Annotated in this window: 10 protein-coding genes and 2 pseudogenes; 3 read left to right on the top strand and 9 right to left on the bottom strand. The window is 72.8% G+C overall.

What is annotated here, in order from left to right:
- A partial coding sequence (locus tag UW392_RS26380; RefSeq protein WP_320777618.1) for a maleylpyruvate isomerase N-terminal domain-containing protein occupies positions 1–506 on the top strand: 506 nt, incomplete at its 5' end.
- A gap of 71 nt (positions 507–577) precedes the next feature.
- On the opposite strand, the gene UW392_RS26375 is transcribed toward UW392_RS26380, so the two are convergent.
- The 7 genes from UW392_RS26375 to UW392_RS26345 all read right to left on the bottom strand — a co-directional run bounded on the left by UW392_RS26375 (position 578) and on the right by UW392_RS26345 (position 7,707).
- On the bottom strand, positions 578–1,297 hold the full coding sequence (locus tag UW392_RS26375) for an LAETG motif-containing sortase-dependent surface protein (protein WP_320777620.1): 720 nt from the start codon (positions 1,295–1,297) through the stop codon (positions 578–580).
- Positions 1,298–1,461: 164 nt separating this feature from the next.
- Positions 1,462–2,592, bottom strand: coding sequence for a Rossmann fold nucleotide-binding protein (locus UW392_RS26370; protein WP_320777617.1), 1,131 nt, complete (start codon positions 2,590–2,592; stop codon positions 1,462–1,464).
- A gap of 26 nt (positions 2,593–2,618) precedes the next feature.
- A complete protein-coding gene (locus tag UW392_RS26365) occupies positions 2,619–3,026 on the bottom strand; it encodes a VOC family protein (protein WP_320777616.1) in 408 nt (135 codons plus the stop codon).
- Between the two features lie 124 nt (positions 3,027–3,150).
- Positions 3,151–4,758: a hypothetical protein gene (locus UW392_RS26360; protein WP_320777615.1), complete on the bottom strand. Its 1,608-nt coding sequence runs from the start codon at positions 4,756–4,758 to the stop codon at positions 3,151–3,153.
- Positions 4,740–5,507, bottom strand: coding sequence for an ABC transporter ATP-binding protein (locus UW392_RS26355; protein WP_320777614.1), 768 nt, complete (start codon positions 5,505–5,507; stop codon positions 4,740–4,742). The genes UW392_RS26360 and UW392_RS26355 overlap by 19 nt, the downstream gene beginning before the upstream one ends.
- Positions 5,508–5,776: 269 nt before the next feature.
- Positions 5,777–7,183, bottom strand: a complete 1,407-nt coding sequence (locus UW392_RS26350) for an aspartate aminotransferase family protein (protein ID WP_414496701.1) — start codon at positions 7,181–7,183, stop codon at positions 5,777–5,779.
- Entirely contained in the window at positions 7,168–7,707 is a 540-nt protein-coding gene (locus UW392_RS26345) for an Lrp/AsnC family transcriptional regulator (RefSeq protein ID WP_320777612.1), read from the bottom strand. The genes UW392_RS26350 and UW392_RS26345 overlap by 16 nt, the downstream gene beginning before the upstream one ends.
- Positions 7,708–7,903: 196 nt before the next feature.
- Between UW392_RS26345 and UW392_RS26340 the strand changes: the two genes are divergently transcribed.
- Entirely contained in the window at positions 7,904–9,331 is a 1,428-nt protein-coding gene (locus UW392_RS26340) for a gamma-aminobutyraldehyde dehydrogenase (RefSeq protein WP_320777611.1), read from the top strand.
- 76 nt (positions 9,332–9,407) lie between these two features.
- Here UW392_RS26340 and UW392_RS26335 read toward each other — a convergent pair whose 3' ends face one another.
- Positions 9,408–10,091 carry a glycerophosphodiester phosphodiesterase gene (locus UW392_RS26335; protein ID WP_320777619.1) on the bottom strand — a complete coding sequence of 228 codons (684 nt, stop codon included), beginning with the start codon at positions 10,089–10,091 and terminating at the stop codon, positions 9,408–9,410.
- A gap of 172 nt (positions 10,092–10,263) precedes the next feature.
- Positions 10,264–11,472: pseudogene (locus UW392_RS26330) on the bottom strand (adenosine deaminase).
- A gap of 24 nt (positions 11,473–11,496) precedes the next feature.
- Between UW392_RS26330 and UW392_RS26325 the strand changes: the two are divergent.
- Positions 11,497–11,777: pseudogene (locus tag UW392_RS26325) on the top strand (hypothetical protein); the annotation flags it as partial.

The following is an 11,777-nucleotide window of genomic DNA, read 5'->3' as shown; positions in this document are numbered from 1 at the left end:
TCGCCGGCGCGCTGCGGGAGGCCGGGCCGGACGCGCCGGCCTGGTCGTGGGCCGGCACCGGCACGGCCGCCTTCTGGGCCCGCAGGATGACCCACGAACTGGTCGTGCACGGCGCCGACGCGGCGCTCGCGGCGGGCCGCGCGCCCACGGAGGTGGCGCCCGAGGTGGCCGCCGACGCCATCGACGAGTGGCTGTGGATCGTACGGCTGGTGCAGCGGGCGCGGCCGGAGGGGCCGGCGGGGGAGTTGCGCGACCCCGGCCGGAGCATCCATCTGCACGCCACTGACACCGATCCCGCGCTGGACGCCGAGTGGGTGATCGAGCAGCCGGCCGACGGGGTCACCTGGCGCCGCGGCCACGAGAAGGCGACGGTCGCGTTGCGCGGGCCGCTCACCTCCGTGCTGCTCGCCTTCAACCGGCGGCTGCCGCTGGACGCGCCCGGCCTCCAGGTCACCGGGGAGCGCGAGGTGCTGGAGGACTGGCTGCGCAAGACGGCGTTCGGCTGACCCGCCCCCGGACGTACGACGGTGGCCCGCCCCCGGCCGGGGACGGGCCACCGCGTGAGTGACGGAAGGTGTCAGCTCTCGCTCTTCGCGCCGCGGCGGCGCATGCCGAAGAAGACCGCGCCGCCGCCGATCGCGACCAGGGCGGCCGCGACACCGGCGATCAGGCCGGTGTTGGAGTTGGCGCCGGTCTCGGCGAGGTTGGAGTCACCGGCCGCCGGGGACGGGGCGTTGTCCGCGGTGTCCGCCGCCGGAACGGTGGACTCGCTCTCCTCGGCCGCCGGGGTGGACTCCTCCGGGGACGGGGCCTCGGAGCCCTCGTCGGCCGGGGTGGTGGTGGACTCGGACGGCTCCGGAGTCGGAGTCGGGGACTCCTCCTCCTCGTCACCGCCGCCGCAGGCGGTGGCCGGCGTGACGACGCCGCCCTTGATGTCCTCGTCGACGTACGGCTTGGCCAGGACGTGGACGCGATACTCCGTGTTGGGCTTCCAGTCCTCGGCGAAGGTGATGGTGGTGCCCTCCTTGGAGCCCTTCACCTCCTGCTCGCCGATCTTCTCTTCGTCGGCGCCGTTGTTCTGGCGGAAGACGGTCACGACGGCGTTGACGCCCGCGGCGTCGACATCGGTGACGGTGATGACGCCCTTCGCGCCGTCGCACGAGGCGGCGGCGGAGAACTCGCCGATGTTGCAGGCGAGGGCGTTGCCGGCCGTGCCGACGGCCAGGGCGACCGCGGCGGTGGCGATGCCGAGGGCGCGGACGCTGCGGCGGGACGCCGCGCTACTGAGTATGGGCAGGGGCACGTTGGTCCTTTACAGGATGCGCTGGATGCGGGGGGTTGCCCGGGGCCGGTGGTCACACTTCCGCGACACTGTGACCCCAGGAGACTCACAGGTCTATTGGCAGACCCCGAGCAGTGTCAACGTACATGTCGGGTAAGGGCGTTGACTTTGCCCTCTTATTAACCTCGGATAAGTTTCAGCGCCCCGGGCGCGTCCTCGATCCGGTCGACCAGCGCGATCCGCGGCTCCATCGACCGCCCCCGCGCGAGCGCCCGCAACAACGGCCAGGCGGGCAGGTGTTCCGTCCAGTGCGCCTCGTCCACCAGCACCATGGGCGTGGGCTCGCCGCGCGACTCATAGTAGTTCGGCGTCGCGTTGTCGAAGATCTCCTGTACGGTCCCGGCGGCGCCCGGCAGGAAGACGACCCCCGCGTTGGACCGGGCCAGCAGACCGTCCTCGCGGGTGGCGTTGGCGAAGTACTTGGCGATGTGCGCGGCGAAGGCGTTCGGCGGCTCGTGGCCGTAGAACCAGGTCGGGATACCGACCGAGGGCCCGCCGTCCGGCCAGCGCTCGCGGACCTCGAAGGCGGCGCGCGCCCAGTCGGTGACCGACGGCGTGAACGAGGGCGCCTTGGCGAGCAGCAGCAGCGCGTCGTCCAGCACGGAGTCGCGGTACGGGGCCGCGTAGGCGCCGAGGTTGGCGGCCTCCATCGCGCCGGGACCGCCACCGGTGGCCACGGTGAAGCCGGCGCGGGCCAGTTCGCGGCCGAGCCGCGCGGCACCGGCGTACGCCTCCGTGCCGCGCGCCATCGCGTGGCCGCCCATGACGCCCACCACCCGCGCGCCGGTGAGGAGTTCGTCGACCGCGTCGGAGACGGCGTCGTCGTGGACGGCGCGCAGCATGGAGCCGAAGATGTCGCCGTCCGCCTTGGTCCGCTGGAACCAGGCGTAGGCGAGGGCGTCGGGCGTCGCCTCGTACCCGCCGTCGGACAGGGAGGCGAACAGTTCGTCGGGGGAGTAGACGAAGGCGCGGTAGGGGTCGAAGGGCAGGCCGGGCACGGGCGGGAACACCAGGGCCCCGGCGGCGCGTACGGCGGTGGCGGCCGGCTCCTCCATCGGGCAGCCGAGGAAGACGGCGCCCGTGGCGTCGGCGGAGAGGAGCTGCGCGGTGCGGTCCGTCAGGTCGACGGCCTGGACGCGGTAGTGCGCGAGGCCCCCGCCGCGGGCGAGGGCCTCGTCGAACTCGGCGAGCGTCTCTATCTCGCGGTCGTGGGCTGCGTGGTACGGCTGGGCGGGTGTCAGGTCATCCACCCGCCCATGCTAGGCGCGGGCGGGTGTCAGCCCTGCACGGCGGCCGGGTCCATCCACACGACCTCGAAGGTGTGGCCGTCGAGGTCGTCGAAGGCACGGCCGTACATGAAGCCGTGGTCCTGGGTCTCGCCGGTGACGGTGCCGCCGGCCGCGACCGCCTTCTCGATCAGCTCGTCGACCTTCTCGCGGCTCTCGGCGCTCAGCGCGAGCAGTACCTCGCTGTGCCGCGTCGAGTCGACGATCTCCTTCTTCGTGAACACGGCGTACTTCTGCCGGGTGTGCAGCAGGACGACGATGGTGTCGCTGAGCGGGAAGGAGGCGGTCGAGTCGTCGCTGAACTGGGCGTTGGCCGAGTAGCCCAGCTCCGTGAAGAACTTCCGCGACGCCTCGATGTCGTCGGTGGCCAGGTTCACGAAAATCATCTGCTGGTACATGGGGGCCTCTCCCGTAGCGGTGCCGTGGTGTTCGTCGTGTGCGTTGCGAGAGGTGGACCGGGTCCTGGCCTCGAACTCATCGGCGAACGGGGAGGTTTCTTCGATCTCTTTCCGGGTGGTTCTCTCACGTCCGGGTCAGCGGCAGCGCGGCCAGCTGGGCGACCACGAGGGTCAGCGGCCCGAAGAGCGCCAGCAGCGCGGCGGCGCGCAGGGCGGCGGCACCGCGCAGCGCGGTGGCCGGGGCGCCGAGGCGCAGCAGCGCGGCCGTGGTGTCGGCGCGGTCCTGTCTGGCCTCGACGGCCGTGGTGAGCAGGGTGGCCACCGCGCAGCCCGCGACGAGCACCGCGCCGACCGTACTGAGCGGGCCGAACGTCGTTCCGCCCGCGCCGTGCAGGGTGGCCGCCGCGTACGCCGCGGAGGCCACGGCGCAGACGACGCCCAGGGGGCGGCCGATGCGGTGGGCCTCCGCCATGAGGAGGCGGCCGGCCAGCAGGCGCAGGGCACCAGGGCGGGCCCCCTGGAGCAGCCGGCCGCACAGCAGGGTGAGGCCGGGCCCGGCCAGCGCCAGCCCGAGGGCGGTCAGCGCCCAGCCGACGAGGACACCGGCGGCGGGGGTGTCACCGTCGCCGGGCCCCGCCATGGCCTCGACGGCCAGCCCGGCGGCGAGCACGGCCACACCCCAGGGGAGAGCGGTGGTGCCGGTACGGGGGGTGGCCACGGGACCCGCCCCTGGGGCGCTGCCCGCCGTGGACGCCGGGCCGGTCCCTGGCACGGCCGGCGGCGCGTCGTCCGGCGCGGACGGCGAGATGGTGTCCGGTGCGGACGGCGAGACGGTGTCCGGCGCGGACGGCGAGGTGCTGTCCGGTGCGGACGGCGGGGTGCTGTCCGGTGCGGACGGCGGCGTCACATCACCATGTGTGGTGCCCGGTACGGACGGGGGTGCGGTGGCCCCTGTGGGCGGGACCGGTTCCGTGGCCGTCGGGGTGCCCGCCGTCGCCAGGGGGATGCCCGCCGTGGTGAGCGGGAGGCCCGCCGTGGCGGTGTGCAGCGTCCGCTTCGCCGTGTCGGGGTGCTGCGCGGTGGGCGCCCCTGACGGCGGCTGTGCCGCCCGGTGCGCGCCGAAGCGGCCGTACGTCCCGAACGTCTCCCGCGTGGCCAGCCCGTACGCCCCGAAGCGGCCGTACCGTCGGCCCGCGCCCGGCGTCGGCGCCGGGCGGGGCGTCTCGCGCGGCCGCAGGGCCATGGCCACCGCCGTCGTGGCCGCCGCCGGGACCAGGACGAGCAGGGTCACGACGGCCGGGAGCGGCAGGGGCAGGCCGACGGCGAGGGAGCCGGTCACCGCGCCCTCGAACGGCGCACCGGCGAGGTCGCCGCGGAGCCGCAGGAATAAGAGCAGCGCCAGCAGCGACCCGAGGGCGCAGGCGGCGGCCGTGGTGGCCGCCGAGACGGCCATCAGCCGGCCGGGACCCAGGCCGATCGCCGACAGCCCGCCGCGGGGCCGGGTGCCGGGGTCGGTGCGGGCGACCGCCATGGCGAGGTACACGGTGGCGGCCAGCGGCGCGAGACACCAGGACAGCCGCAGCGCGGAGCCGCCCACGGTGTCCGGGTGGGTCATCGCGTGGCCCAGGCAGCACAGCAGCAGGAACCCGGTGCCCGCCGACGCGGCCACGACCAGCAGCCTGCGCAGCTGGACGGCCGGGTGGGCGACACGGATCAGACGGAGAGCGAGCACGCGGCCCGGCCTTCCCTTCCGGCGGGACCGGAGGTCTCCGCGCTGTCGGCGACAGGGGGCAGGTGCAGGATCGTCACCCGGCGGCCGTCCCGCAGCGGCACCGTGCGGTCGGCGAGCGCGGCGGTCGCCGGGTCCTGGGTGGTGAGGACCACCGTGATGCCGTGCGAACGGGCCGCCGTGGTCAGCGTCCGCAGCACGCGCGCGTGGTCGCCGAGGTGCAGCGGGGCCGTCGGGTCGTCGGCGAACAGCACCGAGGGCACCACGGCGAGCGCGCGGGCGACGCAGACCCGCTGCTGCTCGGAGCGGCGCAGCTCGTGCGGGCGCGACCGGGCCCGCCGGCCGACGTCGAGCCGCTCCAGCCACTCCAGCGCGGCCTTCTCGGCGCGGCGCCGGCCCGTACCGCGCAGCATCAGCGGCAGGGCGGTGTTCTCCCAGACGTTCAGCTCGGGGACGAGCGCCGGGACCGGGTCGATCCAGCCGAACCGGTCGCGGCGCAGGCGTTCCCGGGCGAGCGGACCGAGGTCGTGGACCGCGACGCCGTCGAACCACACCTCGCCGCGCCGCGGCCGGACCTGTCCGGACAGACACCGCAGCAGTGTCGTCTTGCCGCTCCCGCGCGGCCCGCTCACGGCGAGGATCTCGCCCTTCCGGACGCCGAGGGTGATCCCCTGGAGCGCCGGGGAGCCGTCGGCGTGCTGGAAGTGCAGGGCGCTAGCCCGGATCACGTCGTTGTCCGGCGGGCCGGCCATGGGCGTACACCTCGGTTCGGAGCGGTCCCCCGCCGCCGGTTCCCCTTTCGGGCGAGCGAGGGCAGGGCCATTCGGTCACTGGCACGCTAGGCAGGACGGGGCGGGGCGCCGGACAGCACGCGGCCCCGGGCCGCCGTTTCTCACTCGAACGGTCGGCACCGGGGCCGGCAATGATCATCCAGGCGGAAGATCCTCAGAGCTGCGTCGGCTCATCAGAGCTGCGTCGGCTCATCAGAACTGTGTCGACTCCTCAGAGCTGCGTCGGTTCCTCAGAGCTTCGTCCAGGCCTCCGTCAGCGTCGCGCGCAGGATCTGCTCGATCTCGTCGAACGTCCCCTGGTCCGAGATGAGCGGCGGGGCGAGCTGCACGACCGGGTCGCCGCGGTCGTCGGCCCGGCAGTACAGGCCGTTCTCGAAGAGCTTCCTGGAGAGGAAGCCGTACAGGACGCGCTCGGTCTCCTCGTCGGTGAACGTCTCCTTGGTGGCCTTGTCCTTGACCAGCTCGATGCCGTAGAAGAAGCCGTTGCCGCGGACGTCGCCGACGATCGGCAGGTCGAGGAGGTTCTCCAGGGTGGCGCGGAAGTTGCCCTCGTTGTCGAGGACGTGCTGGTTGAGGCCCTCGCGCTCGAACAGGTCGAGGTTGGCGAGGCCGACCGCCGCGGAGACCGGGTGGCCGCCGAAGGTGTAGCCGTGCAGGAAGGTGTTGTCGCCCTGGTAGAACGGCTCGGCGAGGCGGTCGGAGACGATGCAGGCGCCGATCGGGGAGTAACCCGAGGTCATCCCCTTGGCGCAGGTGATCATGTCCGGGACGTAGCCGAACTTGTCGCAGGCGAACATCGTGCCGAGCCGCCCGAAGGCGCAGATGACCTCGTCGGAGACGAGCAGCACGTCGTACTGGTCGCAGATCTCGCGGACCCGCTGGAAGTAGCCGGGCGGCGGCGGGAAGCAGCCGCCCGCGTTCTGCACCGGCTCCAGGAAGACGGCCGCGACGGTCTCCGGGCCCTCGAAGAGGATCTGCTGCTCGATCTGGTCGGCGGCCCAGCGGCCGAACGCCACAGGATCATCGGCGTGAGCGTGGCTCGGGGCGCGGTAGATGTTGGTGTTCGGGACCTTGTGCGCGCCCGGCACGAGCGGCTCGAAGGGCGCCTTCAGGGCGGGCAGGCCGGTGATGGACAGGGCGCCCTGCGGGGTGCCGTGGTAGGCGACGGCCCGGGATATCACCTTGTACTTGGTCGGCTTGCCGGTGAGCTTGAAGTACTGCTTGGCCAGCTTCCAGGCGGTCTCGACCGCCTCGCCGCCGCCGGTGGTGAAGAAGACCTTGTTCAGGTCGCCGGGGGCGTGGTGCGCGAGGCGCTCCGCCAGCTCGACGGCCTTGGGGTGGGCGTAGGACCACACCGGGAAGAACGCCAGCTCCTGCGCCTGCTTCATGGCGGTCTCGGCCAGCTCGGTGCGGCCGTGCCCGGCCTGGACGACGAAGAGGCCCGCCAGACCGTCGAGGTAGCGCTTGCCCTTGTCGTCGTAGATGTGGGTGCCCTCGCCCCGGACGATGGTGGGGACGGGCGCGTTCTCGTACGACGACATGCGGGTGAAGTGCATCCACAGGTGGTCGTACGCGGTCCTGCTGAGGTCCTTGTGGCTGCTCTCGGCGTCGGTGCTCACGGCTATCGGGTTCCCCACATGTAGGTCTGCTTCTTGAGCTTGAGGTAGACGAAGCTCTCGGTGGAGCGCACTCCGGGGACGGCCCGGATGCGGCGGTTGATGACGTCCAGGAGGTGGTCGTCGTCCTCGCAGACGATCTCCACCATCAGGTCGAAGGAGCCCGCGGTCATCACCACGTACTCGCACTCGGACATCGCGTCCAGCGCGTCGGCGACGGACTCCACGTCGCCCTCGACGTTGACGCCGACCATCGCCTGGCGGCGGAAGCCCACGGTGAGCGGGTCCGTGACGGCGACGATCTGCATCACGCCCTGGTCGAGCAGCTTCTGCACCCGCTGGCGCACGGCGGCCTCGGAGAGACCGACGGCTTTGCCGATGGCGGCGTACGGCCGCCGGCCGTCCTCCTGGAGCTGCTCGATGATCGCGAGCGACACGGCGTCCAGCTGAGGGGGGCCGTGCCGCGGCTCACGGGCGGTGCCGTGCCGGGACTCGCGGGGGTCCTTCTGGTCTGCGCTTCGACTGGCCACGGCTTCACTGTGCACGACGGATCATCGGTTCCGCAAGGTCGGATCGGCGAAATCCGTTGTTTGAGAGGCGTGTGAGTGCGGATTCCGCATTCGCGGGGGCGGTGGGGGTGTTGAAAACGTCGGCCGTCCGATTACTGTGGGTGTCTCAGCCATTGGACACCCAGCCATTGGACATCCAGCCAGTGGACACTCAGCAGTTGGAGGGCCGGCAGTGCGCAAGCTGTGCAACTACGTCGACGGTGAGTTCCGGGACGCCGCGGACGGGCGGACCACCGAGGTGGTCAACCCCGTCACGGGCGAGGCGTACGCGACCGCGCCGCTGTCCGGGCAGGCGGACGTGGACGCCGCCATGGCGGCGGCCGCCGCGGCCTTCCCGGCGTGGCGGGACACGACCCCCGCCGAGCGGCAGAAGGCCCTGCTGAAGATCGCGGACGCGTTCGAGGAGCGGGCCGAGGAACTGATCGCGGCCGAGGTGGAGAACACGGGCAAGCCGATCGGCCTGACCCGCACCGAGGAGATCCCGCCGATGGTCGACCAGATCCGCTTCTTCGCGGGCGCGGCGCGGATGCTGGAGGGGCGCGGCGCCGGCGAGTACATGGAGGGCCTCACCTCCTTCGTGCGCCGCGAGCCGATCGGGGTCTGCGCGCAGGTCGCGCCGTGGAACTACCCGATGATGATGGCCGTGTGGAAGTTCGCCCCGGCGCTCGCCGCGGGCAACACGGTGGTGCTGAAGCCGTCCGACACCACCCCGGCGTCGACCGTGCTGATCGCCGGGATCATCGGCTCGGTGCTGCCGAAGGGCGTCTTCAACGTCGTCTGCGGCGACCGCGACACCGGGCGGCTCATGGTCGAGCACCCGACGCCCGCGATGGCGTCCATCACCGGTTCCGTACGGGCCGGCATGTCCGTCGCCGAGTCGGCCTCCAAGGACCTCAAGCGGGTCCACCTGGAGCTGGGCGGCAAGGCTCCGGTCGTGGTCTTCGAGGACACCGACATCCCGAAGGCCGTCGAGGACATCTCCGTCGCGGGGTTCTTCAACGCCGGGCAGGACTGTACGGCGGCGACGCGTGTCCTCGTGCACGAGTCGATCCACGACGAGTTCGTGACCGCGCTCGCCAAGGCCGCCGCAGAGACGAAGACCGGGCAGCCGGACGACGAGGACGTGCTGTACGGACCGCTGAACAACCCCGATCAGCTCAGGCAGGTCGCCGGGTTCGTCGAGCGGTTGCCGGCCCACGCCAAGGTGGAGGCCGGCGGGCACCGGGTGGGCGAGAAGGGGTACTTCTACGCCCCGACCGTCGTCTCGGGCCTGAAGCAGGACGACGAGATCGTGCAGAACGAGGTGTTCGGGCCGGTCATCACCGTCCAGTCCTTCCGCGACGAGGACCAGGCCGTGGAGTGGGCCAACGGCGTGGAGTACGCGCTGGCCTCGTCGGTGTGGACGAAGGACCACGGGCGGGCGATGCGGATGTCCAAGAAGCTGGACTTCGGGTGCGTGTGGATCAACACGCACATCCCGCTGGTCGCGGAGATGCCGCACGGGGGCTTCAAGAAGTCCGGCTACGGCAAGGACCTGTCGGCCTACGGGTTCGACGACTACACGCGGGTGAAGCATGTGATGACGTCTTTGGACGTGTGACGGGTCGTGTGCCGGGTGCGGGAGCGTCGTGGTTGCTCGCGCCGTTCCCCGCGCCCCTTGGCAGGGGCGCTGTCGCTCAGGGGGATTTCAGAGTCCGGAGGACGTCCACCCGGTTGGTGGTGATCGAGTCGACGCCCGCGGCGATCAGGCGGCGCATGGAGCGGCGGGTGTCGGGGGTCCAGACGGAGAGCAGGCGGCCGTCCCGGTGGACGCGCTCCGCCAGGGAGCGGTCGACCAGGCTCCAGCGGTAGTTCAGCCAGCGCGGCCGGACCGCGTCCAGCAGCGCGGGCCGGGGCGGCGCGAGCGTCGTCCACGTCAGCGCGATCTCCGCCGCCGGATCGGCCGCGCGGACCGCCAGCATCGCGGCGGCGCCCGCGCAGTAGTACACGCGGTCGGCCGCCCCCGACGCGCGCACCGTCTCCACGACCCGGCGGACCGCCCGCGCGGACGGCTCACCGGGCAGGTCCACCATCAGCCGGTGCCCCTCGGTCACCGCCAGCGCCTCGGTCAGCGTGGGCACCCCGCCCGCGGTCAGCTCACGCACCTCCTGAGCCGTGAGCGCGGCCAGCGGCCGGTCCCGCTCCCACAGCCGCGCCAGCGTCCCGTCGTGCAGCAGCACGGGTACGCCGTCCCGCGTCAGCCGTACGTCCACCTCCACCGCGTCCGCACCGCGGCGCAGCGCGGAACGCAGGGAGTCCAGCGTGTTCTCGCGGTGGCGGTAGGGGTCGCCGCGGTGGGCCACGGCGGTCACGGCGGTCACACGGTGGGCCGCGGCGCTCGCCGCCGTCTGCACCGGTACGGAGGCGGCCGGTACGGAGGCGGCCGGTGCGGGCGCGTCGGTCATGGAGGCGGGTCTCCGGTCGGTGATTTCGGTGATTTCGGTGATTCGGAAGGTACGGGGCACGGGGCGGGTACGGGGAGGCCGGCGCGGTCTACCGGGCCGCGAGCCACTCCGCCGTGTACGCGTCGATCTCCGCGCCGATGCGGGACTTGCCCGGCGCGTCGAGGAAGGACGCGTCCACCGCGTTCTTCGCCAGGGCCGCGACGCCCCGCTCGTCCAGGTCCAGCAGGCGGGCGGCGACGGCGTACTCGTTGTTCAGGTCGGTGCCGAACATCGGCGGGTCGTCGGAGTTGACCGTCACCAGCACGCCGGCCCGCGTGAACTCCTTGATCGGGTGCTCGTCCAGGGTGGCGACCGCGCGGGTGGCGATGTTGGAGGTCGGGCACACCTCCAGCGGGACGCGGTGCTCGGCGAGGTGCTCCAGGAGCCGCGGGTCCCGCGCCGAACTGGTGCCGTGCCCGATGCGCTCGGCGCGCAGGTGGGTGAGCGCGTCCCACACCGTCTCGGGTCCCGTGGTCTCCCCGGCGTGCGGCACGGAGCGCAGCCCGGCGGCGATCGCCCGGTCGAAGTACGGCTTGAACTGCGGCCGGGGCACGCCGATCTCCGGGCCGCCCAGCCCGAACGACACCAGTCCCTCGGGCCGCAGCCGGTCGTCGGTGGCCAGCCGCGTCGTCTCCTCGGCGGCCTCCAGACCGGCCTCGCCGGGGATGTCGAAGCACCACCGCAGTACGGTCCCGAACTCGACCTCGGCGGCCTTGCGGGCGTCCTCGATCGCCTCCATGAAGCCGCGCTCGTCGATGCCGCGCCGGGTGGACGAGAACGGGGTGAGGGTCAGCTCCGCGTAGCGGACCTGCTGCCGGGCCAGTTCCCGGGCCACCTCGTACGTCAGCAGCCGGACGTCCTCCGGGGTGCGGATCAGGTCCACGACGGACAGGTACACCTTGATGAAGTGCGCGAAGTCCGTGAACGTGAAGTACTCGGCCAGCGCCTCGGGGTCGGCCGGGACCGCCGAGTCACGGTGGCGGGCGGCGAGTTCCGCGACGATCCGGGGGGAGGCGGAGCCCACGTGGTGGACGTGCAGTTCGGCCTTGGGCAGCCCGGCGATGAACGCGCGCAGGTCGCGCGGGACATCGGGGGTGATCAGGTGCTCGGAGTGCTGGCTCAAGGGTTCCTCCCCGGAACGGGGCGCCCGGTGGCCGGGGCGGGCCCGGCGGGACGCTGGTGATCGGCTGATCGGTGAACTCGGATCATCGTAGGCCGGGCGAGTACCGGGCGGGGACGCGCCGTAGCATGACGGCACGTTCGAACAGAGGGGGACCCGCGCATGTCCGACGACGCGCAGACGCCGCCAGCGGGCGCGCAGACGCCGGGAGCCGACGCGCACGGAACGGCAGCGCCGCGGAGCGACGGCAAGGTGTGGCCGCCGCCGGTCAACGACGCCACGGACTCGACCGGCGGGGCGGGCGCGGCGGAGCGCGGCGACGGGCCGGCCGGTGTGCGGGACGCCACACCGTGGCCGGTTCCCTCCACCCCCGAGGCCGACCACCAGACGGTGACCTCCATACCCACCCTGGGCGACCAGCCCGCCGACGCCGCACCGCCCGC

This window comes from Streptomyces sp. CRN 30 (assembly GCF_034105845.1).
The sequence above is the reverse complement of the archived record's forward strand: the minus strand, read 5'-3'. Positions and strand labels throughout refer to the sequence as shown.

Excerpts from the sequence above, each read along its gene's own strand:
- UW392_RS26365 (WP_320777616.1), bottom strand. The coding sequence starts at position 3,026 with ATGTACCAGCAGATGATTTTCGTGAACCTGGCCACCGACGACATCGAG.
- UW392_RS26355 (WP_320777614.1), bottom strand. The coding sequence starts at position 5,507 with ATGGCCGGCCCGCCGGACAACGACGTGATCCGGGCTAGCGCCCTGCAC.